This window comes from Mycolicibacterium flavescens (assembly GCF_001722335.1).
Classification (GTDB): Bacteria; Actinomycetota; Actinomycetes; order Mycobacteriales; family Mycobacteriaceae; genus Mycobacterium; species Mycobacterium flavescens.
Genome location: NZ_MIHA01000005.1, coordinates 269,069 through 290,379, shown reverse-complemented (window position 1 = coordinate 290,379; position 21,311 = coordinate 269,069). Strand labels below are relative to the sequence as shown.

At 66.3% G+C, this 21,311-nt stretch carries 30 protein-coding genes; 19 read left to right on the top strand and 11 right to left on the bottom strand.

Going from position 1 to position 21,311, the window contains the following annotated elements; genetic code table 11:
* Positions 1 to 7: 7 nt before the first annotated feature.
* Positions 8 to 349 carry a DUF732 domain-containing protein gene (locus BHQ18_RS09360; protein ID WP_069413356.1) on the bottom strand — a complete coding sequence of 114 codons (342 nt, stop codon included), beginning with the start codon at positions 347 to 349 and terminating at the stop codon, positions 8 to 10.
* A gap of 165 nt (positions 350 to 514) precedes the next feature.
* Between BHQ18_RS09360 and BHQ18_RS09355 the strand changes: the two genes are divergently transcribed.
* From BHQ18_RS09355 to BHQ18_RS09335, 4 genes are all read left to right on the top strand, one after another.
* On the top strand, positions 515 to 2,170 hold the full coding sequence (locus BHQ18_RS09355; protein ID WP_069413294.1) for an NERD domain-containing protein: 1,656 nt from the start codon (positions 515 to 517) through the stop codon (positions 2,168 to 2,170).
* Between the two features lie 42 nt (positions 2,171 to 2,212).
* Positions 2,213 to 3,649, top strand: a complete 1,437-nt coding sequence (locus tag BHQ18_RS09350; RefSeq protein ID WP_069413293.1) for an EspA/EspE family type VII secretion system effector — start codon at positions 2,213 to 2,215, stop codon at positions 3,647 to 3,649.
* Between the two features lie 316 nt (positions 3,650 to 3,965).
* Positions 3,966 to 4,268 (top strand): hypothetical protein, encoded by a 303-nt coding sequence (locus BHQ18_RS09340; RefSeq protein ID WP_131815662.1) that lies wholly within the window; start codon positions 3,966 to 3,968, stop codon positions 4,266 to 4,268.
* 32 nt (positions 4,269 to 4,300) lie between these two features.
* A complete protein-coding gene (locus BHQ18_RS09335; protein WP_069413290.1) occupies positions 4,301 to 4,861 on the top strand; it encodes a class I SAM-dependent methyltransferase in 561 nt (186 codons plus the stop codon).
* Here BHQ18_RS09335 and BHQ18_RS09330 read toward each other — a convergent pair.
* Entirely contained in the window at positions 4,849 to 5,958 is a 1,110-nt protein-coding gene (locus tag BHQ18_RS09330; RefSeq protein WP_069413289.1) for a DUF8808 domain-containing protein, read from the bottom strand. The two genes, BHQ18_RS09335 and BHQ18_RS09330, sit on opposite strands and share 13 nt — an antisense overlap.
* A 152-nt stretch (positions 5,959 to 6,110) precedes the next feature.
* Between BHQ18_RS09330 and BHQ18_RS09325 the strand changes: the two genes are divergently transcribed.
* Positions 6,111 to 6,491, top strand: coding sequence for a hypothetical protein (locus BHQ18_RS09325; RefSeq protein WP_069413288.1), 381 nt, complete (start codon positions 6,111 to 6,113; stop codon positions 6,489 to 6,491).
* A gap of 13 nt (positions 6,492 to 6,504) precedes the next feature.
* Here BHQ18_RS09325 and BHQ18_RS09320 read toward each other — a convergent pair whose 3' ends face one another.
* On the bottom strand, positions 6,505 to 6,849 hold the full coding sequence (locus tag BHQ18_RS09320; RefSeq protein WP_069413287.1) for a hypothetical protein: 345 nt from the start codon (positions 6,847 to 6,849) through the stop codon (positions 6,505 to 6,507).
* A gap of 121 nt (positions 6,850 to 6,970) precedes the next feature.
* On the bottom strand, positions 6,971 to 7,351 hold the full coding sequence (locus BHQ18_RS09315) for a hypothetical protein (protein ID WP_069413355.1): 381 nt from the start codon (positions 7,349 to 7,351) through the stop codon (positions 6,971 to 6,973).
* A gap of 110 nt (positions 7,352 to 7,461) precedes the next feature.
* On the opposite strand from BHQ18_RS09315, the gene BHQ18_RS09310 reads away from it, so the two are divergent.
* Positions 7,462 to 8,007 (top strand): TetR/AcrR family transcriptional regulator, encoded by a 546-nt coding sequence (locus BHQ18_RS09310; RefSeq protein WP_069413286.1) that lies wholly within the window; start codon positions 7,462 to 7,464, stop codon positions 8,005 to 8,007.
* A gap of 94 nt (positions 8,008 to 8,101) precedes the next feature.
* Here the strand turns inward: BHQ18_RS09310 and BHQ18_RS09305 are convergent, their stop codons facing one another.
* Positions 8,102 to 9,145, bottom strand: coding sequence for a GlxA family transcriptional regulator (locus BHQ18_RS09305; RefSeq protein ID WP_069413285.1), 1,044 nt, complete (start codon positions 9,143 to 9,145; stop codon positions 8,102 to 8,104).
* 196 nt (positions 9,146 to 9,341) lie between these two features.
* Here BHQ18_RS09305 and BHQ18_RS09300 point away from each other — a divergent pair, with 196 nt between their 5' ends.
* The 9 genes from BHQ18_RS09300 to BHQ18_RS09260 all read left to right on the top strand — a co-directional run bounded on the left by BHQ18_RS09300 (position 9,342) and on the right by BHQ18_RS09260 (position 14,521).
* The gene (locus BHQ18_RS09300) at positions 9,342 to 9,863 is read left to right on the top strand and encodes a DUF1097 domain-containing protein (protein ID WP_069413284.1); all 522 of its coding nucleotides are present in this window, start codon (positions 9,342 to 9,344) and stop codon (positions 9,861 to 9,863) included.
* Complete coding sequence (gene nthB, locus BHQ18_RS09295) at positions 9,863 to 10,597, top strand: nitrile hydratase subunit beta (protein WP_069413283.1); 735 nt, start codon at positions 9,863 to 9,865, stop codon at positions 10,595 to 10,597. Before BHQ18_RS09300 ends, nthB begins: the two co-directional genes overlap by 1 nt.
* A complete protein-coding gene (nthA, locus tag BHQ18_RS09290) occupies positions 10,594 to 11,214 on the top strand; it encodes a nitrile hydratase subunit alpha (RefSeq protein ID WP_069413282.1) in 621 nt (206 codons plus the stop codon). Before nthB ends, nthA begins: the two co-directional genes overlap by 4 nt.
* Positions 11,211 to 11,522: a nitrile hydratase accessory protein gene (locus BHQ18_RS09285; RefSeq protein ID WP_069413281.1), complete on the top strand. Its 312-nt coding sequence runs from the start codon at positions 11,211 to 11,213 to the stop codon at positions 11,520 to 11,522. The genes nthA and BHQ18_RS09285 overlap by 4 nt, the downstream gene beginning before the upstream one ends.
* 12 nt (positions 11,523 to 11,534) lie before the next feature.
* Positions 11,535 to 11,741, top strand: coding sequence for a CbtB domain-containing protein (locus BHQ18_RS09280; protein WP_069413280.1), 207 nt, complete (start codon positions 11,535 to 11,537; stop codon positions 11,739 to 11,741).
* Positions 11,732 to 12,523 (top strand): CbtA family protein, encoded by a 792-nt coding sequence (locus BHQ18_RS09275; protein ID WP_069413279.1) that lies wholly within the window; start codon positions 11,732 to 11,734, stop codon positions 12,521 to 12,523. Before BHQ18_RS09280 ends, BHQ18_RS09275 begins: the two co-directional genes overlap by 10 nt.
* 65 nt (positions 12,524 to 12,588) lie before the next feature.
* Positions 12,589 to 12,786 carry an antitoxin Phd gene (locus tag BHQ18_RS09270; protein WP_069413278.1) on the top strand — a complete coding sequence of 66 codons (198 nt, stop codon included), beginning with the start codon at positions 12,589 to 12,591 and terminating at the stop codon, positions 12,784 to 12,786.
* Positions 12,783 to 13,166, top strand: a complete 384-nt coding sequence (locus tag BHQ18_RS09265) for a type II toxin-antitoxin system death-on-curing family toxin (RefSeq protein ID WP_069413277.1) — start codon at positions 12,783 to 12,785, stop codon at positions 13,164 to 13,166. The genes BHQ18_RS09270 and BHQ18_RS09265 overlap by 4 nt, the downstream gene beginning before the upstream one ends.
* A gap of 218 nt (positions 13,167 to 13,384) precedes the next feature.
* Complete coding sequence (locus BHQ18_RS09260; protein WP_069413276.1) at positions 13,385 to 14,521, top strand: serine hydrolase domain-containing protein; 1,137 nt, start codon at positions 13,385 to 13,387, stop codon at positions 14,519 to 14,521.
* A gap of 20 nt (positions 14,522 to 14,541) precedes the next feature.
* Here BHQ18_RS09260 and BHQ18_RS09255 read toward each other — a convergent pair whose 3' ends face one another.
* Positions 14,542 to 16,140: a peptide chain release factor 3 gene (locus BHQ18_RS09255; protein WP_069413275.1), complete on the bottom strand. Its 1,599-nt coding sequence runs from the start codon at positions 16,138 to 16,140 to the stop codon at positions 14,542 to 14,544.
* Between the two features lie 180 nt (positions 16,141 to 16,320).
* Complete coding sequence (locus BHQ18_RS30475; RefSeq protein WP_234794125.1) at positions 16,321 to 16,674, bottom strand: hypothetical protein; 354 nt, start codon at positions 16,672 to 16,674, stop codon at positions 16,321 to 16,323.
* On the opposite strand from BHQ18_RS30475, the gene BHQ18_RS30470 reads away from it, so the two are divergent.
* The gene (locus BHQ18_RS30470; RefSeq protein WP_234794124.1) at positions 16,648 to 17,337 is read left to right on the top strand and encodes a hypothetical protein; all 690 of its coding nucleotides are present in this window, start codon (positions 16,648 to 16,650) and stop codon (positions 17,335 to 17,337) included. The genes BHQ18_RS30475 and BHQ18_RS30470 overlap by 27 nt on opposite strands.
* On the opposite strand, the gene BHQ18_RS09245 is transcribed toward BHQ18_RS30470, so the two are convergent.
* Complete coding sequence (locus tag BHQ18_RS09245) at positions 17,334 to 17,708, bottom strand: DUF6188 family protein (protein WP_234794123.1); 375 nt, start codon at positions 17,706 to 17,708, stop codon at positions 17,334 to 17,336. The genes BHQ18_RS30470 and BHQ18_RS09245 overlap by 4 nt on opposite strands.
* Entirely contained in the window at positions 17,699 to 18,235 is a 537-nt protein-coding gene (locus BHQ18_RS09240; RefSeq protein WP_069413353.1) for a TetR/AcrR family transcriptional regulator, read from the bottom strand. The genes BHQ18_RS09245 and BHQ18_RS09240 overlap by 10 nt, the downstream gene beginning before the upstream one ends.
* Positions 18,236 to 18,353: 118 nt before the next feature.
* On the opposite strand from BHQ18_RS09240, the gene BHQ18_RS09235 reads away from it, so the two are divergent.
* Positions 18,354 to 19,100, top strand: coding sequence for a 3-oxoacyl-ACP reductase family protein (locus tag BHQ18_RS09235; protein ID WP_069413273.1), 747 nt, complete (start codon positions 18,354 to 18,356; stop codon positions 19,098 to 19,100).
* Here BHQ18_RS09235 and BHQ18_RS09230 read toward each other — a convergent pair.
* The gene (locus BHQ18_RS09230; RefSeq protein ID WP_234794122.1) at positions 19,090 to 19,485 is read right to left on the bottom strand and encodes a hypothetical protein; all 396 of its coding nucleotides are present in this window, start codon (positions 19,483 to 19,485) and stop codon (positions 19,090 to 19,092) included. The genes BHQ18_RS09235 and BHQ18_RS09230 overlap by 11 nt on opposite strands.
* 114 nt (positions 19,486 to 19,599) lie before the next feature.
* On the opposite strand from BHQ18_RS09230, the gene BHQ18_RS09225 reads away from it, so the two are divergent.
* Entirely contained in the window at positions 19,600 to 19,953 is a 354-nt protein-coding gene (locus tag BHQ18_RS09225; RefSeq protein WP_069413272.1) for a Fe-S protein, read from the top strand.
* A gap of 54 nt (positions 19,954 to 20,007) precedes the next feature.
* Positions 20,008 to 20,886 (top strand): hypothetical protein, encoded by an 879-nt coding sequence (locus BHQ18_RS09220; protein WP_069413271.1) that lies wholly within the window; start codon positions 20,008 to 20,010, stop codon positions 20,884 to 20,886.
* Here BHQ18_RS09220 and BHQ18_RS09215 read toward each other — a convergent pair whose 3' ends face one another.
* A complete protein-coding gene (locus tag BHQ18_RS09215; protein WP_069413270.1) occupies positions 20,887 to 21,285 on the bottom strand; it encodes a DUF2628 domain-containing protein in 399 nt (132 codons plus the stop codon).
* Positions 21,286 to 21,311 lie beyond the last annotated feature (26 nt).

The window sequence follows — 21,311 nt, the reverse complement described above, 5'->3', positions numbered from 1 at the left end:
CGAGCACCTACAGCGGCTGGGCGTAGCCGATCTCGCGGGCCCACTCGACGACCGCCGGCTTGGCATCAAGACACATCGTGTTGACCGCCGACAGCAGCACGATCGCCGATTCCGCCGGCGCGAACCCTGAATTGTTCAGCTTGCCGAGCACCGCCGGCGGCGGCACCCCGAAGCGCAGCTCGTGGCAGAGCTCCTTACCGATGTCGATCATGTCGAGCATCGAGCTGTAGTACACCCCCATGCCGTCGAGCTGCGAGATGAAGTCGTACTCGTCAGCCGCGGCCGGACCCGCCAACGCCACCGCTCCGCACACCGCCAGCGCACCGGCGATCACCCCACGTCCGCGCATCATCCCCCCTCGAAGTCGCGCTTCCTCTGCGACCGTAACCCCACCCACCGACATCGAGGTCCGTGGCGATCGACACGGAACCGACGGGCTCTCGCTAGCATCCGGTGAGAAGGCGAGGGGAGGGCCGAGCATGCGGCTCAGGTTTCGGCAGGGGGATACGGCGTCATGAGCATCACGCCCGACGAGCATCCGCGGCTCAACGCGTCGGAGCGCAGCACCTACCAGGCGCTGATCGACCAGCTCGAGCCCAACGACCTCGTCGTGCCGGGTCAGCGGGTCACCGATCACCTCAAGGACCACGAAGTCGACTTCGTCGTCGCCATCGAGGGCGCGGGCATCGTGTGCATCGAGGTCAAGGGCGGCGAGGTCTGGCACGACGGCGACGCGTGGCGGCAGATCCGCGGCGGGCGCACCCACACCATCGAACCGGTGCGTCAGGCGCGCGAAGCCTGTTATGCGCTACGCGATTTCGTCGAGAAGGATCCCCGCTGGACGCAGAACCGACTGCGCTGGGATCACGTCGTCGTGCTGCCGAATACCGAGCTGCCGGCCGACTTCGGGCTGCCGGACTGTCCGCGGTGGAAGGTCGTCGACCGCACCGACCTGCCCAAGCTCGTCGCCAAGCTGCGCGAGGTGCTGATCAAGCAGGAGCTGGACCGGCCGCTGCTGAGCAGGGAGGGCATCGAGCAGCTGGGCACGGCGCTGTCCGGTCGCGGTCTGCCGCAGCGTGATGTGGTGGCCCGCGCGCTGGCCAACGAGGACGCCGCCGACGCGCTGACCGAACACCAGGCTGTGATCCTCGACGCGATCCGGCTGCTCAACCGCGTCGAGGTCCGCGGCGGCGCCGGTAGCGGCAAGACGTTCCTGGCGATGGAGCAGGCCCGACGGCTGGCGCAGCGGGGTCAACGCGTCGCGCTGGTCTGCTACTCGCACGGCCTGGCGTCGTACCTCGAACGGATCGCCGCGACCTGGCCGCGTCGCCAACAACCGGCCTACGTCGGCGAGTTCCATGCCCTCGGCGTGCAGTGGGGTGCGCCCGAGGGGCCCGACGAGGCGGAACGCAGCGAGGAGACCGTGCAGTTCTGGGAGCACGACCTGCCGCTGCAGATGGCCGATCTGGCAGCACAACTCGAGCCCGGGCACCGGTTCGACTCGATTGTCGTCGACGAGGCCCAGGACTTCGCCGACGCGTGGTGGGACCCGCTGCTGGCTGCACTGAAGGATCCGGTCGAGGGCGGTCTGTACGTGTTCACCGACGAGGGGCAGCGGGTGTTCGACCGCTACGGTGCTCCGCCGGTTCCGTTGGTGCCGTTGATCCTTGACCACAACGTGCGCAACACCCGTCAGATCGCCAATGCGTTCCAGCCGTTGGTCGACCATCCGATGCGCTACCTGGGCGGGGAGGGTCCGGCCGTGAAGTTCGTCGCGTGCGCGCGTGAGGATGCGCTGGAGGCTGGCGATGACCAGATCGACGCCCTGCTCGAAGAGGGTTGGCGGCCCGAGGATGTCGCGCTGCTGACGACCGGCAGCCGCCATCCCGAGCAGGCAGAACGCCAGAAGGACGGGCACAAGGCTTATTGGGACACGTTCTGGGACACCGATCAGGTGTTCTACGGTCACGTGCTCGGGTTCAAGGGCCTCGAGCGCCGATGCGTCGTGCTGGTGGTCAACGAGACGAGCATGTTCGAGCGCTCGCGTGAACGTCTCTACGTCGGGTTGTCGCGTGCCCGCGACCAACTCGTCGTCTGCGGCGATCCGGAATTCATCCGTGAGGTCGGCGGACCGGATCTCGCGCGACGGTTGAACGTGCCGCAGAGCTAATTGGTGCAAGGAACCCCTGTCGCGGCCGCTTAACCTGGGTTCGTGACGGCGCTCGACGCGTTCTTGGCGACGTGGTCTCAGGCTCGAGCTACCTTCGGCGCAGGCATGCCGCGAGGCGGCGAGTGGCTCGACGGCCACCGACTCCAGCAGTTGCAGGAATTTGTCCACAGCGCGCGGCCGGGGGAAAAGTGGAGGGGCGCAGCGGCCGACGCTTATGGCCGTAAGAATATCTACCAGGCACGCCGCCTCGGACAACTCGCCTCGTTGGACCAGCAACTCGGCTCGCACGTGACAGCGTCGTCGCAAGCCGTACTTGCGGGGCGGCAGAACCTCGAAGAAATCAGGCACTGGGCGTTGAGTGCCGCACAGTCCGTCCCGCCCGGCATTCATCGCGATCGCGTCCTGGCCTCGATCGCGCTGCATGGCTTGACGCAGGTTCAGCGGGTCGTGACGGCTTCAACGTCCGAGCTCCGCGACATCGCAAGCAAGATCCGACTACTGGGCGATGATTACGCCGCGTTGCGGGGTAGCGAGGACGGCCGCGCAGAAAAACAAGATGATGAGACGCCGATCATTCAATCGGTCGACTTCAAACACGGAACCGGCGACGGTGATGACACGGAACGCCGCAAAAATGAGACGGCCGCGTTCCGCGAACTCTTCGGCCGAGATCCGATGTCGGCAGCAGAGTGGACGACAGCGGCTGCCCTCGATCCACATACCTATGACCCCGACGCAGACGGGGTGCCACCGGAGGTCCGTGTCGCGAGGATCGTTCCAGTCCCCGGCCAAGGAGTCGTCCGGGTGGGCCAATGGATCGAACAACGCGATGTCATCAGCGGTCCGTTCAAGCGAGACTTCGGAAACATCAGAGCACCGGACCCGCAATTCGACCCAGCCAATACCAAGGTGACGACGTACATCGACTACGAGAATGGGCTTGTGGTGATGCGCCAGAATCCATCGGTGGAATTGAACACGGACGGCGGCCCGGGTCAGGTCAAAGTGGGTGTCCCGGAGGCGGCGATCCAACAATTGCCGGACGGCTCAGTCCGAATCCAGTACGACGCCGCCAATCCGTTCGCGCCCGACATCGCGAAGAACCCGCCGTGGCCTCTGCAGGACAATCCTTGGACGGTCAACGGTGATTTGGTCTTTACCCCAACGCAGAACGGTGTCCATGTCGACGGGACTCGCACCGACTATCCCTCGATGGAGGTCTACCAAGACCTTCCCGACGGTACGACTCGCACGGTACTGGTCGACCACGCAGCTGCCGGCAACTCCACCGGACCGATGGTCAATCTGCCGCAGCACCACGACATCGGCGAGGGTGGCAGGGCGTTCACTCCGTTCGATACTGGTGCGTGGAACCCGGATTATGACGTGCGAGTAGCGCTTCCCTGGACAGAGTTTGGGCTGATCGCAGATCCGCCCCGCGTTCCCTCGCCGCAGACTCCCGGAGTGGAGCACGTCTGATGTCGGCATCAGCAGCGACCTCTGGGCAGTCCACGGTCTGGCGCATCGCGACCTGGGCGGCACCCGTTCTCACTCAACTGATCCTGGGTTTCGTCCTCGCCGTCGCCTGGCTCGTCGGAAAGTGGCTTCCCGGTACTAGCGGTCTCGTTCTCTTTCTTATAGGCGCTGGCGTAACGTTCCTTGTCTCCGCCGCGGTGTCCAGTCTATTGATACGGTCCGCTGCGGCGCGAGAGCGGGGCTTGGCTTACGCCGTTCTCGGTTCGTACGCTGTCGTCCTCATCGGTGGGGCCATCTACGGATTCTGGATCCTGCAATGGTGAAAGACGTTTCGGGTCAGCAGCATCGAGAACCGTATGGCCCACCGACCTTGGTGGCAGCGCTGGTGAACATACTCGTCGTGGAGCTGGCGGTATGGACGACGGTGCCGTACGTGCCGCTCGCCATCTACGTCGTGCCGCTGATCATCGTTGATCTCATCGCGGCCGTGGCCCTCAACTCTCAGGCTGGCAATCCCAGGCAGGTCGGCCGAGGGATGTTGATCGGATTGCTCTGTGTACCAGCAGGTTTTCTCGTTCTGCTGCCTGCATTTCTCATCGTGCAGGCAGCCGGCCTCGTGTAGTCAAACCGAGAGCGTTGCGTACCCTGGCTCGAGTGAGCGAGCAGGATCGCGTCCGCTGGGATGAGTGCTACCTAAACCAGGCGCCGCCGGACGTCTCGGCAGTCAGGCGCCCGCAGGTATTCGCCCCGTTCGAGGCCGAATTTCCCGCTGAGGGGCGCGCACTCGACATTGCGTGCGGGCTGGGTGCCGCCAGTGTGTGGCTGGCCCGCCGTGGACTCGACGTCTGGGGCGTCGACATCTCGAGGAAAGCCATCGATCACGCGCGCGAACTGGCGAACCGCGTCGGGGTCGGGAAGCGGTGTCGATTCGTTGTCGTCGATCTCGACGACGGCCTGCCAGTAGGCCCGCCCGTCGACGTTGTTCTCTGTAACCGGTTTCGCGACTCTCGACTTTACGCGCCGATCATCGACCGGTTGGCGCCAGGCGGACTGCTAGCGATCTCGGTACTGAGCTCCGTCGGCGTCAAACCCGGACGCTTCCAGGCCGCACCCGGCGAATTAACCACCGCTTTCGCGCAATTGGAAGTGATCGCTGCAGGCGAGGGTGACGGCGAAGCATGGTTGATGGCGCGAAAGCCTAATCACGAACTGTAGTCGGCTGAGTCAACGGCGCGGATCCAAGTAGGGGCGAAGGCGATGTCGAGTCTTACGGTGCTCTTGTACCCCGTCCACGTCGGTACACCTTTAGGCTGGCCGAGATAGATTCCGCGCGCTGCGGCGGCCACCCGTTCATGCTGTGAAGGCCATTGAATCGCGGCTGCAATCTCCTCCAGTGCATCTCGGTCTCGCGACAGGACGCGATCCACGATCCCGAGCGATGGCAGCGCGCCACCCTTGTCACCGTTGCACCTCGCACAGGCCAGCACGAGGTTGGACAGTCCGTCGATGCCGACCAACGACCATGGAAGCACGTGATCGATCGGGTTGTTGTCAGGCAGATCCCTACCGCAGTAGAAGCAGTACGGCCCGAACACGTCCTTGAACGGGCCCCGCACCGCGGCCAGGGCCGTACGCTCGCGCCCGAACAGATGTCCCGCCACGTCGGGCACCTCCGTGTCGAGGAATTTGTTCATCCGTCGCACGTCCTCGACCCACATGATCTCCAGCGCCGGACGCAGCAGACCGGCGAGTCGTGCGAGGCCGTGCGCAACCCCGGGACTGAGCACGATCGTGTCGCCGTTTTCGCGCAGCGTCCGACGAGAAACGTTCTCGCCCAGAAAGGAGTCGTCGTATAGGAACGGGTCGCTGTTCGCCGATCCCGGCAGCTTCTGCAGCCTCGGAAGTGGTTGCTTGGCCAGCGCCAGCACAATCTTGTCGATTGCCCGCCGATAGGCCTCCGGTGCCCGCAGCATCGCTACCTCGAATGACAGCGCGGAATGACCGGTGCGCACCACCTCACGTAATTCCTTGGTCGCATCGGTGATTCGGGTGTTCTTCCCGGTCCTGCGCTGGACGAGTTCACGACCCTCGAATGGGCGGACCTGACGCCAGTAAATCGCGAGAACTCGGTGGGCCAACTCGGGGATGGGCACCCTGAGTGAGTCAGCGGGATGGTCGGGCAGGTTCTCGATGCAGTGCTCGATGAGCGTCATCAGTGTCGCGAGCTTGTAGGTGGCATCGCGCTGACCGGTCTCCAGGATCGCCACGATCCGTTGACCGAGTAACAGCGGGTCGGCCGGCTCAGCGATCATGGACGGACAATAGCTATGTTGGCCTGCGTCAGAAGAGTATTTCGCTATGCGCCAGGCACGTCGCGTAAGACGATGAGGTCGCGTTATCTTGGTGTAGCGGGCGGCAACCTGTCGAGGGAGTCACTGGCAAGATTCCAGCTCGGAGGTGAGGCATGCCGGCGCAGCCGCGTTCAGCGGAGCTTGACGACGACCTGCTGGAGCGCATCCGAGCCGTCTTCGAGAGTCACCCCGAGATCGAAACCCTCTCCAACAAGCGGCTCAACCGGATCGTCCGATATGACGCCAGGGGCGTCTGGGTCGAGACGTCACGGTCGGAGCGGCTCGGAACCGGTCCGCAGCTTGTGCCAGCGTGGATGATCGTGGTTGCCTGGAAACGGTTGAACGACGCAGGCCATTTGAGCCACGACGAGCTCCTCAACGAGTTGAACGTCAAACGCTCTGCCTTCGTCATGGCATTGCTCGCCCGATTCCGTGACGTCGTAATCCGATCCAGCTATCCGATCGTCATCGGGTTGACCAAGCGGCCGCAGTGAGAGGTGTGAATCCTCAACTCGACGGCATGATCACGACCGGCTGCTCGCTCAGCGGTTCGATGACCACCCCGGCATTCTTCAGGAAATCGATTGTGCGATTCGTTTCCAGCACGGTCTGCACGCCACCCTCGATTATCACGAACGCCGCCCGATTCATCCGCTCGTAGAACGCTTTCATCGACTCCACGCTGCGGAAGGCCGGTACGTATTGAACACCGTCGCGTTGCAGTAAGAACAGTTGTTGTCGACCGTCTTTCGTGTCACCGAACGGCGTGGAGTAATAGACCTTGCCATCGGCGGTGGTGCTGCCCCGCGCATCGGCAGTCGTCCGGTTCGATTGATCATTCGGATGCGACACCGTGCCCCCTCTGCACTACTAGTCGCACATTAACACCGCTTCCGAGTCGACCCACGCGGCAGTTTTGAGGGGCGGACCACGCGCGACCACCCGCCCGGCCGCGCGTATCCGTTTGGCGCCGTTAGGCCGCCCGACGCTCCATCAGCTTTGTCGCGTCACCGCCCGGGGTTCCCGCGACCTCGAGCAACTGCTCGTGGTTGTCCCGGACCCCGCGGTACATCTCCATGTAGCGATCGATCTGCTCGCGTCGCAGCGGTGTCGCCAGGATGTTCTCACCCGGGATGTCGATACCACTGTCGTTGGACTCCGCGCGGATCCGCGCACCGGCGCGGAAGCCGAAGATCGACACTGCCATCAGAATCACCATGCTGACCGCGATCATGCCGGCTACGGCGCTTCCTGCCGCCAGGGCGTAGATCGATGTCCCTAAAGCGAAGAACGCCAATAGCAAACTCACGAACCCCAACAACGTCAGAGGAACCCGCTTGAGCAGGCTTCTCATGTCACTCACCTCTCAAAAGCTCGATTACAAAACGCTACGCGTAGCGTAGCGCTACAGTTAGTGTAGCGTTTTTCCGGCCGTTTGTATTCCCGCAGCTCAGAGGAGCCCCGATGCCGCAACGGGCCGAGATCGACGCCGGTATCGCCGACGCCACCCTGGCGCTGCTGCGCAGCCGCGGGCCTCGGGCCGTGACCGTCGAGGCGGTGGCCGCGACCTCCGGCATCGCGAAGACCACCATCTACCGGCGCTACCGCGACCGCCGCGACATGCTCGCCGTCACACTGTCGCGGGTCACCACTTCTGAACCTCTAGGCCCCGACGCCGACCCGCCCGACCGGCTGCGCTGGCTCATCAGCGAGGCGGTCAAGGCCATCGACGCCGGCATCGGCTTCGGCGGCTTCGCGGCGATGCTCACCGACGAAGACCCCGAATTCACCAAGCTGTTCCGCCGCATCCTCGACGACCAGCGTGCCGAACTCGAGTCGGTCATCGAGGCGTCCAAGGCCGACGGATCCTTTCGCGCCGACCTCGACGGCGAGACCTTCGTCGACGCCGTGGTCGGCGCCCACATCGCTGAACGCGCCCGCACCGGCCGCCTCGCGCCGAAATGGGAAGCGCGACTGTTCGACCTCTTCTGGCCGATCGTCAAGCCGTAAGTGCCCGGGGTTGCGTCGAAACCTGCAGCAGAGCAGTGATTTCGCCAAAACAACGACCCTCGTGCAGAAGTCGCGATCGTCGAGGCCTCGAGTGCTACCGGTGCTGGTGAATCCCCGTCGTCCGAAACCTGCTGCGATAGGTGCTCGGTGACACCCCGAGCGCGCGGCGAAACGTCCGTCGCATCGTGTCCGCCGACCCGAACCCGGCCCGCCGCGCCACCGCCTCCTGGCCGTGATCACCGGTCGCCAGAAGCACTTTCGCCGCTTCCAACCTCGCCTGCTCCACATACCGCGCCGGTGTCATCCCCACCTGCATCCGGAACATGCGCACCAGATGCCGCTCGCTGACCGCCGCTCGCGCCGCCATCGCCGCCAACGAGTGGTCGGCCCCCGGATCGGCCACCACCGCGTCCAGGATCTCCCGCAGCCCCCGCGACACCGGCGCATCCGACTCCGTCCACACACTGAACTGCGCCTGCCCGCCGGGTCGCTGCAGGAACACCACCAGCCACCGCGCCACCCGTCGCGCCACGTCCGGACCGTAGTCGCTCTCGACCATCGCCAGCGCCAGGTCGGTGCCGGCGCTGATACCCGCGCCCGTGATGAACGGGCCGTCCTGCACGAACAGCGAATCCGGGTCCACCTCGATCTCCGGATACGCCCGCGCCAACTCCGCGCAGTGCGCCCAGTGCGTCGTCGCGCGCCGCCCATCGAGCAACCCCAGCGCCGCCAGGACAAACGCTCCGGTGCACACCGACGCCACCCGACGCGCCCGCGGCGCCAGGTCGTCGACCATCTTCAGCGCCGCCGCCACGACGTCAGGCGTCTGCTCCTCGGGGATGTCGTGCTCGCCGGGAGTGAAATCGAAGTCCGGCGGCACCCCACCCGGCACGACCAGCGTGTCGATGCGATCCGGCACCTCGGCCAAGGCCATGTCCACCTTCATCGTCACGAACGACGTCGTGTCCACCGCCTCACCGTCCAGCGACGCCAGGATCACCCGGTAGTGCGCGCCGAAGTCGTTGGCCCGCGCGAAGATCTCCAGCGGCGCCGCCACATCCTGCAGCGTCACCTTGTTGTAGAGCGCGAAGACGACGGTCTTGGGTTGCCGCCGTGCGCCGCTGTTTCCCTCGGACATATCGCTGCCCCTTCGTGAGACCAGCAAATTAGCGCCCGTGTGTTACGTCCGCGTTGCGGCTTAGCTGTGGTCCGGATCTGCGTGGTTCGTGTCCGCTCGCGACGGTCGCCGACATCCAGCCGTTACGCAGGCGAAACTTCCTGCCGCGAACCTGAATCCACTGTGTTTCAGCCGTTCTCCTCAAGGAAGTGAGCCCATGGATTCTCGGACAGCCCTGACGCTGAGCATCGGCGTCCTCGGCGGGCTGGCGGTCGCACTGACCGCCGAAGTCATCACGGTGCCCATCTGGGTGGTGTTCCTGGCATGGGCGTCGTTCTTCTTCGTCGGCGGCGGCACCGCCGGCTGGGTGCGGTCGGTGTCGTCGAACCTCGTCGGCGTGGTCATCGCTTCGGCGAGCCTGTACGCCGCGCACCTGATGGGCGGCAGCCTGCTGGTCACCGCGATCGCCGTCGGGGTCGGCAGCGCGCTGATGGTGCAGGCGTCGTGGGTGCCGCTGCTGTCGACCACCCCGGCCGTCGTCGTCGGATTCGCCTCCACCGTCTCGACAGTGGCGGGCACCGGCAACACCATCACCGTCACCAGCATTTCGCACCCCGGCTTGGTCGCCGCGGTCGCCTGCATCCTCGGAGCCTCCTTCGGGATCCTCTCCGAGTACGTGGCCACCGCGACGACGAAGAAACCCGTCGCCACCGAAGCCCCGGAAGGAACCCCGGCCTGATGAAACTGCAGCACTATCTCGGCGGCCTCGAAGGTCTGCCCGAACCGCTGACGCTGGAAAGGCGTGTGTTCGTGGAGGATTGGGAGAAACGCATATTCGGCATCCACGTCGCGATGATGGGCCTGTCCAACCACCTCGGCTCGGCGCTGCCCGCCTATCCCATCGACGAGGTGCCGACCGCGTTCAAGGATGAGTGGACGTGGGCCGACCTGCGCACCGGCGCCGAGGCGATGAACCCGTTCGACTACTTCAAGTTCCGCTACTACGAGAAGTGGCTCGGCGGCATCACCCAGTTCTTCCTCGACAAGGGCTACGTCACCGAGGAGGAGCTCGCCGAACGGATGGCCTCGCTGTCGCCCGCCGACGCCGACGGGCCACCGGAGATCGACGACCAGGTGATCGCGTATCTGCGCTACGGCGACAGCCCGCGCCGCGACGTCGCGCACCCCAAGTTCGCCGTCGGCTCCGCGGTGCGGATCACCAACGTGCCCGCCGACGCGCACAGCCGCCTGCCCGGCTACCTGCGCGGGCGCACCGGCACCGTGGAACGCGTCTTCGAAGGCGACTACGCCTACTTCTGCCACACCGGCGACGGCATCGGCGACCCCATGCCGATCTACATCGTCGAGTTCGACCCGGCCGAGATCTGGGGCCCGCGCGCCGAGGGCGGCCCGCTGTCCCTGTACGCCGAGTTGTTCGAGGCCTATCTGGAACCGATCGAGGAGGAGTCATGACCGACCAGTTCGCCTACCCACGCGACCGGGAGGAAGCCAGCGCGAAAAAGGTTGCCGCGCTGGAATCCCTGCTGATCGAGAAGGGCGTCATCACCCCGCAGACCGTCGACAAGGTGCTCGCCTACTTCGAGACCGAGATGACCCCGCTCAACGGCAAGAAGATCGTCGTGAAGGCCTGGACCGACCCGGAGTTCGCCGAGAAGGTCGTCACCGACACCCCGGCGGCCATCGCCGAACTCGACTTCCCCGACGGCATGGCCGGCGCCGAAGGCGAGCACCTGCAGGCCGTCGCCAACACCCCCGGCGTGCACAACCTGGTGATCTGCACGCTGTGCTCGTGCTTCCCGTGGCCGGTGCTCGGGCTGCCGCCGTACTGGTACAAGGACCCGACGTTCCGGTCACGCGCCGCGCGTGAACCGCGCAAGGTGCTCGCCGAAGTCGGTCTGGAACTGCCCGCCGACACCGAGATCAAGGTGTGGGACTCCAGCGGACACTCCCGCTGGTTCGTCATCCCCGAACGGCCCGCCGGCACCGAGGATTTCACCGACGAGATGCTGATGGACCTGGTGACCACCGAGTCGATGATCGGTGTGGCGGCGGCGGGGCCGGCGTCATGAAGCTGCACGAGACCTGCACCACGGATCAGGCCGCGCCGCAGTTCGACCATGAGTGGCAACGCCGCGCGTTCGGGCTGGCGCTGGCGCTCTCGGAGTTCCGGCACTACGACTGGAGCGAGTTCCAGCAGGAGCTGATCGCCACGATCGGGGACTGGGAGAGCAAGCCGGAAAGCGAACGCGGACAGTGGGAGTACTACGACCACTGGGTCGCCGCGCTCGACAAGCTCGTCGACCGTCACCAACTGCTGACCGCGCCGGTGCTCACCGACGCCAACGACCACGCCCTCGCGCACGACCACGACCACTAGGAGAACCCGTCGATGACCACCCTCAGTATTCCGCGCGTCAACGTGCGCGGCGCCGCCCTGGCGAGCGCGTTCCGGCTGGCGGCGATCACCATGCTCGCGCTGATCGCCTACTACTTCGTCGGATTCGACCAGGGCGCGGTGTCGGTGTTCGGTGCGGACACCCACATCCACGAGTTCCTGCACGACGGCCGTCACCTGCTGGGCTTCCCATGCCACTGAACTCGGTGGTCCGCTATCTGCTGCCCGGCTTCGTCGCCGGCGTGGTGGCGTTCGTGTTCAGCCGGGTGATGATCGCGCCGCTGATCGCCGCCGCGATCGATTACGAAGGTGAACGTGAGCACGCCGAAGAGCATCTCGGCGGCGGGCACGCGCACGGCCACGAGCTGTTCACCTGCTCGGTGCAGGAGAACCTCGGCGCGGCAACGGGAATCATCGCGTTCGGCGTCATCATGGGAGTGTTGTTCGCCGTCGTGCACGGCGTCCTGCCCACGGTGCTGGAACGACGCGGGTTCCGGCCCGACCCGGCCGCTCTGGCGCTGCTGAGCGCGGCGGGGATGTTCGTGACCGTCGCGCTGATGCCAGGTCTGAAGTACCCGGCCAACCCGCCGAGCGTCGGGCTGGACGAGACGGTGCCGGAACGCAGTTCGGCGTTCCTGACGATCACGGCGCTGTCCGTCGTCGGCGCCGCGGTGGCGGTTGGGGTGGGGTTGGCGTGGGCGCGGCGATGGGGCGCCTGGCGGGCCGGCGCGGCAGCGGTCGGCGGCTATCTCGTCGTGATGGTGGGCGCGATGGCGCTGCTGCCGAGCTTCCACGAGGTGCCCGGACCGGTCAGTGGGCCGGCCGGACTGCTGCTCGACGGCTTCCCGGCCGAGGTGCTCGCGGACTTCCGGGTCTACTCGCTGGTGAACCAGGCGATCGTATGGGCGGTGATCGGCGTCATCACGGCCGTCATCGTGTCTCGTCGAGGCGCCCGGGAGCACGAACTCGAACGCGTCGGCTGAGCCGCGACCGGTGCCGGGGACGAAAGTGGTACTGGAGTCGGTACTGAGTTCGGTACCGTCGAAGAATGCCGGCCTTGAACATCAGCTTCAGTGACGAAGAGATGGAGCAGTTGCGCACCGCGGCCGCCGCGGGCGAGTTGTCGCTGCGCGCGTTCGTGCACCGCGCCGCTCTCGATGCCGCGAGCGATCACAAGCGCCGCGTGCGTGAAGGGGCGCGAATCGTCGCAGAACGCAGCGCAGAGCTCAATCGCCGCCTGGCGTGACCGAGTACCTGGACCGCGACGACGTTCTGGTCGCCGGCGCTGCAGCCGTGGGAGTCGAGCTGAGGGTGTCCGACTATGGCTTGCTCGACGCTGCGGTGGCCCGGCCACAAGCCACCGCTTTCGGAGTTGATGCCTACCCCGGCCTGTTCACCAAGGCGGCGGCCCTGTTGCAGTCCCTGGCGCGCAATTACGCGTTGGTCGATGGCAACAAGCGCATTGCGTGGGCCGCCACGTGGACGTTCCTGTACATAAACGGTGTGGAGTTGAACCCCGGTTTCGACGTCGACGACGCCGAGAACTTCATGAATGCCGTCGCTGTTGAGGGAGATCTCGAGCTGACAGAACTCGCGGAGAAACTGCAGGCATTCGCATCCGGGTGACCCGCCTCAGTCCGCCCGGCATAGAGCTGCGTCGAAATCTGCACCAGGGCAGTGATTTCGCCCGAACAACGACCGCAGTGCAGAATTCGCGGATGCCGAGCTAGGGCGATAAGGCCTTAACGGGTTGATCGCACGCAAATAAACGAGTGCGTTCGATCGGGTGCTTTCGCCCCTGCCCGTACGATGAGGTCGCATCGACGGGAGCAAAGGGGCTTCGTATGGCATTCGAACGGATCGACGAACTGCTGAACGGCGTGACCGCCGACGGCTCGCTGCACGGCCTAGCCGCCACGGTGGTCGGGCGCGACGGCGTTCTGTACGAGGGCGCGGCCGGCGACGCGCGACCCGACTCGCTGTTCCGGAACGCGTCGATGACCAAGGCGGTGGCGACCACCGGAGCGCTGCAACTCGTCGAGCAGGGACGCGTCGACCTCGACGCACCCGTGGCGTCGATCGTGCCCGAGTTCGGCGAGCTTCAGGTGCTCGACGGCTTCGACGGCGACCAACCGGTTCTGCGCGCACCCAAGACGCAGGCAACCGTGCGGCAACTGATGAACCACACCTCGGGCTGCGGCTACCACTTCCTCAACGAGAAGCTCTACCGCTTCTGCACCGAAAACGACTTCCCCGACCCGTTTTCCGGACAGAAGAAGAGCATCAGCGCGCCGCTTGTCCACGACCCCGGCACGGTCTGGGAGTACGGCGTCAGCACGGACTGGGTCGGCATGGTCGTCGAGGCGGTCAGCGGTCAGACGCTGGGTGAGTACCTCGCCGAGCATGTCTACGGCCCGCTCGGCATGACCGAGTCGAGCTTCGCGCCCAACGACGAGCAGCGCTCGCGGCTGCTGCCCGTCCGCTTCCGGGCGCCGGACGGCAGCCTCGTGGAGACCGATCTCGACCTGCCGGCGGAGCCGGAGTGGGACGCGGCCGGCCACGGCTCGTACGGGACGATCGCCGACTACGGCCGCTTCGTGCGGGCCTGGCTCAACGGTGGCGAGCTCGACGGCACGCGCATCCTCAAAGAGGAGACCGTCGAACTCGCGCTGCAGGATCACCTCAACGGCGCGCCGCTCCCGAAGAAGATGGAACCGACCATGCCTGAGCTCGCGAAAGCCGTTGAGCTGCTGCCTGTTCCGCAGGGATGGGGCCTCGGCTTCCACGTCTACCAGGTCGACCTGCCCGGTATGCGCAGCGCCGGATCCGGCGACTGGTCGGGGCTGTTCAACAGCTACTTCTGGATCGACCGCAAGGCGGGTATTGCCGCCGTCATCGCGACGCAGCTGCTGCCGTTCTTCGACGACAAAATGGTCGAGACGATCCTCGGTTTCGAAGCCGCGGTCTACGCGTCGCTCTGAACGCGCGGCGCCCAAACGAGCTAGGCAGCGACCAGTGACCCGAGCTTGATGTCCGGGTTGTCGCGCTGGAAACCCTCCAGCCGCCACGGCGTCGAGAACAGCACCAGCATGACGCCGTCGCTGCGGGTCAGCACCTCCGCGGAAACCTGCCTGTCCATGAACTCCGCGTCGGCCGGATCGACGACGCGCGCCACCTGATACGGCAGCGATTCCAACGCGATCGGTGTGCCGAACTCCGCGGCCATCCGGTGTACGGCCACCTCGAACTGCATCGGGCCGACCGCGGCGAACACCGGCGCCTGCTCGCCGCGCTTGTCCGAGCGCAGCACCTGCACAACGCCCTCCTGCTCGAGCTGTTCGATGCCGCGCCGGAACTGCTTGTGCTTGCTCGGGTCGGTGCCACGCGCGACCGCGAAGTGCTCGGGCGAGAAGCTCGGGATCGGCGGAAACTTCACGGGCACATCGCGATACAGCGTGTCGCCGGGACGCAGCGCCTGAGCGTTGGCCAGGCCGATGACATCACCCGGCCAGGCGTCGTCGAGCGTGGACCGCTGCTGACCGAACACCGACTGCGCGTACTTGGTGACGAACGGCTTGCCGGTGGCCGCGTGGGTGAGCACGTCGCCGCGCTCGAATGTTCCTGAGACGACGCGCGCGTAGGCGATGCGGTCGCGGTGCGCGGAGTCCATACCGGCCTGCACCTTGAACACGAACGCGCTGAACGGGGCGTCCGGGGTGCGTCGCTGACCGTCGACGTCGACCGCTCCGCTGGGCGACGGCGCCAACTCGACGAGCACGTCGAGCAACTGGTTCACACCGAAGTTCAGTGCGGCCGAGGTGAACAGCGTCGGCGAGGCCGTCCCGGCGAGGAACTCCTCGCGGTCGTAGTCGCCGCCGTCGGCGCTCAACAGCTCGGACTCCTCGACCGCGGTGTCCCAGTCGTCACCGGCAGCCCCATGCGCGTCCTCGGCCGCGATGTGCTCCTCGGGCGCAGCGGTCGCCCCGCCCGCGGTGCGGGTGAACCGGATGAACTGGCCGCCGCGGCGGTCCAGCACGCCCTTGAAGTCGCCGGCGATGCCGACCGGCCAGGTCAGGGGAGTGGGACGCAACCCGATGCGGGTCTGGATCTCGTCGACGAGCTCGAGGGCGTAGCGGCCGGGGCGGTCCCACTTGTTGATCACCGTGATGATCGGAATGCCGCGGTGCTTACACACCTGAAAGAGCTTGAGCGTCTGCGGCTCAAGGCCTTTGGCGGCGTCGATGAGCATCACCGCGCAGTCGACCGCGGTGAGCACCCGGTAGGTGTCCTCGGAGAAGTCGGCGTGGCCGGGGGTGTCGAGCAGGTTGATCACGCAGTCGCGGTACGGGAACTGCAGCACCGTCGACGTGATCGAGATGCCCCTGGCCTTCTCCATTTCCATCCAGTCCGACACCGTCGCCCGCCGACCGGCCTTGCCATGCACGGCGCCGGCCTCGGTGATGACGCGCGCGTGCAGCGCCAGCGCCTCGGTCAGCGTCGACTTGCCGGCGTCGGGGTGGCTGATCACGGCGAAGGTGCGGCGGCGCGCCGCCTCGGCGGAGGTACGGGCAGGTGGAGCGGCGGGGGCGATGTCGGTCATGCTTCCTGCGATGGTATTGGCCGCGGCGTTCAAACCAGTAATCGACGCCCGCCAGCCCTGTGAGCGATGTCACACCCCCTCCGTAGCCTCGGCGGCATGGGAGACAAGCGACGAGCACGCAAGGCCAAACAAGCCCGACGGGATCTGCGACGGGCCAGGAAGCGAGACCCCGTCGAACGTTCAGTGAGACGCCTGATCCGCGACGCGATGAAGGGCGGGCATCCGCTCGGCCTGCTCACTCTCGCGAGCGTCCTGATCAACCTCGTGAAGTCGCGATCCGACAACTGCGTGAGCTGGCTTCTCCGTACCCGCACGCACGAGACGACGGCTCTGCTCGCGGTCGCCGCGGAGCTTCTCGTCGACGAGCCGTCGCTCCAACAGCGATGCCGCCGCGAACTGGCCGCACGCGACCGGCACCTGGCGCGATGGATCAGCGCTCTTCCGGACGTCGACGTGTACCGCGCCGTGCACAGAACCGATGTCCTCGGTGACTTCGACGAACTGTGGATGGGCGCGCGTATCGGCGACCGGCATGAGATCACCCTTATTGTTCGCGTCGGGCACGTCGCACTGCCGGGCGTCAGGGATGCGGTTGCGCTGGGCGCGCCGATCGATGAGATCGTCGCGCGGGGTGCCGCGAAGTGGCCCGACGACGTCTTCGTAGACATGTCCTTGGCCGATGCCCGGGCATGGACCGAGGATGCGCTGGCGGGATACGCGTTCAGACGCGAGTCAGACCGCGTGCCGCACTACCGTGCGCTCGTGAAGTGGTGGGTCAATGCGATGCCCGAGGGCGGCCGAGAGCGGTCGCTGACCATGTACAGCAAGGACGCGGAGCGCGTCTGCGACGAGTTCTTCGCAACCGAGCTTGCGGCGCCATTCACGCACGAACGCCACCCGGAGTTACTGGTTGACCTCGTCATGGGCTTTCAGAATCCGTTGCGGTGGAGCGAGACTCGCGTTCGGTTCGCGCTGCGGTGCCCGGATCTCGAGGAGGGTTACCACGACTACCCGCTGGAGGTCGCGCTCGACGCACCGGATCCGTTGCGGGCGTTCATCCCCTACGCGCACGCGCGGGTCGGGATTCGCGAGGAGTTGACGCTAGACACGATCGCGATGGTCGACGCGTTGCGGTCGGGCTACAAGCGCGGATTACTCGAGCAGGTCACGGGGTGGGACTTGGACGACGCGGTCTAGTTGCCGGCGTCCGGTTTCCAGTGCGCCAACTCGCCGCCCGGCGTGCAGACGATCAACGCGCCGTTCGGCTTCGCGAGGTTCCACGACTCGTAATGGGCGTCCGGCTCGACGACCAACTGTGTTCCGTTGCGGAAAGCCACGCGCAGCGTACCGGTGTCTGCGGCGGTCGCGGTCTCGATCGTCTGCCCCACCAACTGTCGTACCGGGGTGAACGCCTCGACGGGATCAGTCTCTGGCGAGAGCGCGAGATCATCGAGGGTGAACGGTGATTCGACGGAAACGAAGTGACCGCCCGTCAACTTCATGCGCACCGTGTAGTCATTTGCGACCGACACCACGGCTCGTCCGTCCAAGCCCAGGTTCACGGCCACGCCCTCATCGCCAGATCCGCGACGGCGTGCAGCTCGGCGCGGGTAGCTCCGCTGCGCGCCTGGATCGCGATCCCCTGGCACACCGCAGCGACCCACCGCGCCACCACCACCGTGTCGACCCCTGACGGCACGTCGTCGGCCGCATCGAAGCGCTCCGCCAAACGATGCACCGTCTCGTCCCGCCACTCCGCCAGACCCGGCGCCTCGCCGACAGTCAGGCAGCCGGGCACCTCACCGCTGACCGTGTCGGCCGCGCCGTGCATCATCGCCTCGGCCACCTCGCGAGCCGTCGACCGGGTCAGCGCCTCGGCCGTATAGCTGCTCGGGCCGGCGAGGTAGCGCTGGAAGGCCCGCTCGAAAAGCCTTTCCTTCGAACCGAACTCGGCGTAGATGCTGCGCCGGTTCACCCCGGTAGCCCCGGTCACGTCGGAGATCGAGACTCCGTCGAACCCGCGCTCCCAGAACAGCCTCATCGCGGCATCCTCGACCTCGATCGGGTCGAACTCGCGCGGACGTCCGACGGCCACCACCCCACCAACCCTTCCTGTGATGCCGGTCACACACGGGAATGTCCCGCGTCGTGACGAGCTTGACCTCAGCGTACTAAGTAACACGTCGGTTCGTAATTACAGAGAGGCCTGGACCATGAGCTCAGCACCGCTGACCGGACGTCGCGCATTCGTCACCGGAGGATCGCGCGGCATCGGCGCCGAAATCGTGCGGCGACTGGCCGCGGAGGGCGCCGCCGTGGCATTCACGTACTCGGCCTCGAGCGCGCACGCCGACAAACTCGTCGGCGAGCTGACCTCCAACGGCGCCACCGTGCTGGCCATTCAGGCCGACGCCGCCGACCGCGAGCAGAGCATCGCCGCCGTCGAGCGCGCCGCCGCCGAACTCGGCGGGCTGGACATCGTCGTCAACAACGCCGCCGTCGCGCACATCGCGCCGATCGACGACTTCCCAGCCGAGGAGTTCGACCGCCTCGTGAACATCAACATCGGCAGCATGTACTGGACGACACGCACCGCCGTCAAACACCTCGGCGACGGGGCCCGGATCATCAACATCGGCAGCATCAACGCCGACCGCATCCCCGGCCCGGGACTGTCTGTCTACGGCATGACCAAAGGCGCGGTCGCGTCGTTCACCCGCGGGCTCGCCCGTGACCTCGGCGACCGCGGCATCACCGTCAACAACGTGCAGCCGGGACCGATCGACACCGACGCCAACCCGGACCAGGGCGACTTTGCAGAGAGCCTCAAAGCCGTTACAACACAGGGACGTTACGGCCACACCACCGATGTCGCCTCGTTCGTCAGCTTCCTGGCCGGCCCGGAGTCCGGATACATCACCGGCGCGAATCTCAACGTCGACGGCGGCTTCACCGTCTGACCGACGGGTGAGCGTCGACGCGGTACCCGTGTCGCAGCGCCCCGACGGACAACGCCGGCGTCAGGACGGTCGCCCTCTCGATACCGGCGTCCGCGTCGACGTAACCCTCGGGGGTCCAACGGTGCAGGGCGCCGGCCCATTTGAGGCAGCAGTCGTCGCCGAGGCGGACGAACACGCCGTCGGGTAGGTCCACGATCGGGGCAACCGCGTGTGGGGCCCGCCGCGAGGCGTGGAGCCGGCGGTCCAGTTCTGTTGCGCTGGCGATGGATAGGGCCTCACCGCGATTGAGGGCGTCGACGAACGAGCGGTAGATGAGCCACGCGCGGTTGCGCGCCTGACGGACGATCCGTTGATTACCGTCGTGCAGGATCCCGCGGTTGCCCATGTACGTGCCGCGAGCGGCTGTCGGATGATCTCCCCGGTTGGCGCGACCCGGTTTCGCAGCGGCATCCGCCGAGATTAAACCGGGAATCCGACAGATCCGCGCTAAGCTCGGCCCATGGAGCTACTACGCAACGTAGTTGTATTGCTGCACATCGTCGGCTTCGCGATCACGTTCGGCGGTTGGGCCGCCGAGGCCCTGGCTCAGCGCTTCCGCACCACCCGCGCCATGGACTACGGCCTGCTGCTCTCCCTGCTGACCGGCCTCGCCCTCGCGGCGCCGTGGCCCGCCGGGGTCGAACTGAACTATCCGAAGATCGGCGTCAAGCTCGTCATCCTCATCGTGCTCGGCGGCGTCCTCGGCATGGGCAGCGCCCGTCAGAAGCGCACCGGTAACCCGATCCCGCGCCCGATGTTCTGGACGATCGGCGTGCTGTCGTTCACTGCCGCCGCGATCGCTGTGCTCTGGTGATCTAGCAAACCTCCAGGGCGGTGAATTGTCGTACCCGCCTGGAATAATGGCGTAGTGACGCAAACGGAAATCGAACGTCTGCACATCGTCGTCGGCAGCGACTGGAAAGACGCGGTCATCACGCTGCTCGAGGACCGGTCGTCCTACCGGCCGTGGCGCAGTGGCTTCGGGGAGGCCCACATCGGCGACCCGGTGGCCATCGTGTTGAACACCGATCCGCCGTCGGTCATGACGCGCCTCGGCCGCATCGGCTCCGACGGCTGCTTCAACCGCGCCGAGATCACCTGGGGCCTGCCGAGCCCTGGCCTGGTAGACCTCGGCACCCTGGCGAAGGTCGTCGGGTTGGCCCGCGAGCAGGACCCGCGCCACGCCTGGCAGCTGCGCGGGGACGCCGCGACCCGCATGCGGCTTGCGCTCACCGATTGCGACGGCGGCTCCGCCCGCGACGCACGCCTGGGTCACTCCACCACGGCTGCCGCGGCGACGTTGCTGCATTCGCGCGGCCGCTGCACCGGGTGCGGCGCGGTCCTCGACCTGATCGGCGACGACGCGCGCAACGCCTTTCGCATCCGCACCGTCGACTACCCGGAGCGCGAGCGGCCGGAAGTGGTGATCATGGAGCCGACGAACGTGCCCAGCTACTACTTCGGGCCGATTCCCGACAAGTGTTGGCTGCCCAAGCTTCCCGCGGACTGGCCGGGGGTGCTGTGCCCGCGGTGCGACACGGCCATGGCCGACGGCGGCTTCACCAGCCTGATCGACTACGTGTTCTCCCAACATCCGCGCTGTCCGTTCTGCGGCGCCCAGCGGACGCAGAGCGCGCAGTTCGGCCACACGTTCCACCTGGACTTCCCGCCGTGGGACAACTACCGCGGCTGCGCCCGCGGCCGAGGCGACGACTGGACCTGCACGGTGTGCGGATCCCAGTGGTGATCAGCTGCGCCTGAGGCCTTCGAAGACGTTCCACGACCGGTCGCCCTTGACGGCGTGGAGGTAGTAGGCGTAGTTCGCGGTCGTCATCGCGAACACCGGCACGATCAGCGACAGCGCGCGGTCGATGATGTCCGGCACGTCGAGCCCGATGGCGATCGTCGCCAACACGACCACAGCGCCCAACAGCACCAGGCCTTTTCGCCACATGCCCTTCACGAAGAAGTAGATCGGCCCGAACAGCAGACCCCAGATGTTGTTGGTCAGCCGCAGCTTGTCCATGAAAGACAGTTGCTTGTAGGCCTCCCGGCTCTCCGGTGAGGTATTCGGCACCCCGTAGTGGTCGTAGAACGTGAACCGCTGCTGCCAAGACCGCGCGAAATCCTCGTAATTCTGCGACATGCGGCAGAGTCTAGGGCTCGCGCTTC

Bases quoted from the DNA above. Each gene is read 5' to 3' on its own strand.
- BHQ18_RS09360 (WP_069413356.1), bottom strand. From the start codon at position 349: ATGCGCGGACGTGGGGTGATCGCCGGTGCGCTGGCGGTGTGCGGAGCG.
- BHQ18_RS09355 (WP_069413294.1), top strand. From the start codon at position 515: ATGAGCATCACGCCCGACGAGCATCCGCGGCTCAACGCGTCGGAGCGC.
- BHQ18_RS09330 (WP_069413289.1), bottom strand. From the start codon at position 5,958: ATGATCGCTGAGCCGGCCGACCCGCTGTTACTCGGTCAACGGATCGTG.
- BHQ18_RS09325 (WP_069413288.1), top strand. From the start codon at position 6,111: ATGCCGGCGCAGCCGCGTTCAGCGGAGCTTGACGACGACCTGCTGGAG.
- BHQ18_RS09315 (WP_069413355.1), bottom strand. From the start codon at position 7,351: ATGAGAAGCCTGCTCAAGCGGGTTCCTCTGACGTTGTTGGGGTTCGTG.
- BHQ18_RS09310 (WP_069413286.1), top strand. From the start codon at position 7,462: ATGCCGCAACGGGCCGAGATCGACGCCGGTATCGCCGACGCCACCCTG.
- BHQ18_RS09305 (WP_069413285.1), bottom strand. From the start codon at position 9,145: ATGTCCGAGGGAAACAGCGGCGCACGGCGGCAACCCAAGACCGTCGTC.
- BHQ18_RS09300 (WP_069413284.1), top strand. From the start codon at position 9,342: ATGGATTCTCGGACAGCCCTGACGCTGAGCATCGGCGTCCTCGGCGGG.
- nthB (WP_069413283.1), top strand. From the start codon at position 9,863: ATGAAACTGCAGCACTATCTCGGCGGCCTCGAAGGTCTGCCCGAACCG.
- nthA (WP_069413282.1), top strand. From the start codon at position 10,594: ATGACCGACCAGTTCGCCTACCCACGCGACCGGGAGGAAGCCAGCGCG.
- BHQ18_RS09285 (WP_069413281.1), top strand. From the start codon at position 11,211: ATGAAGCTGCACGAGACCTGCACCACGGATCAGGCCGCGCCGCAGTTC.
- BHQ18_RS09280 (WP_069413280.1), top strand. From the start codon at position 11,535: ATGACCACCCTCAGTATTCCGCGCGTCAACGTGCGCGGCGCCGCCCTG.
- BHQ18_RS09275 (WP_069413279.1), top strand. From the start codon at position 11,732: ATGCCACTGAACTCGGTGGTCCGCTATCTGCTGCCCGGCTTCGTCGCC.
- BHQ18_RS09270 (WP_069413278.1), top strand. From the start codon at position 12,589: ATGCCGGCCTTGAACATCAGCTTCAGTGACGAAGAGATGGAGCAGTTG.
- BHQ18_RS09260 (WP_069413276.1), top strand. From the start codon at position 13,385: ATGGCATTCGAACGGATCGACGAACTGCTGAACGGCGTGACCGCCGAC.
- BHQ18_RS09255 (WP_069413275.1), bottom strand. From the start codon at position 16,140: ATGACCGACATCGCCCCCGCCGCTCCACCTGCCCGTACCTCCGCCGAG.
- BHQ18_RS30470 (WP_234794124.1), top strand. From the start codon at position 16,648: ATGGGCGCGCGTATCGGCGACCGGCATGAGATCACCCTTATTGTTCGC.
- BHQ18_RS30475 (WP_234794125.1), bottom strand. From the start codon at position 16,674: ATGCCGGTCGCCGATACGCGCGCCCATCCACAGTTCGTCGAAGTCACC.
- BHQ18_RS09235 (WP_069413273.1), top strand. From the start codon at position 18,354: ATGAGCTCAGCACCGCTGACCGGACGTCGCGCATTCGTCACCGGAGGA.
- BHQ18_RS09230 (WP_234794122.1), bottom strand. From the start codon at position 19,485: ATGGGCAACCGCGGGATCCTGCACGACGGTAATCAACGGATCGTCCGT.
- BHQ18_RS09225 (WP_069413272.1), top strand. From the start codon at position 19,600: ATGGAGCTACTACGCAACGTAGTTGTATTGCTGCACATCGTCGGCTTC.
- BHQ18_RS09215 (WP_069413270.1), bottom strand. From the start codon at position 21,285: ATGTCGCAGAATTACGAGGATTTCGCGCGGTCTTGGCAGCAGCGGTTC.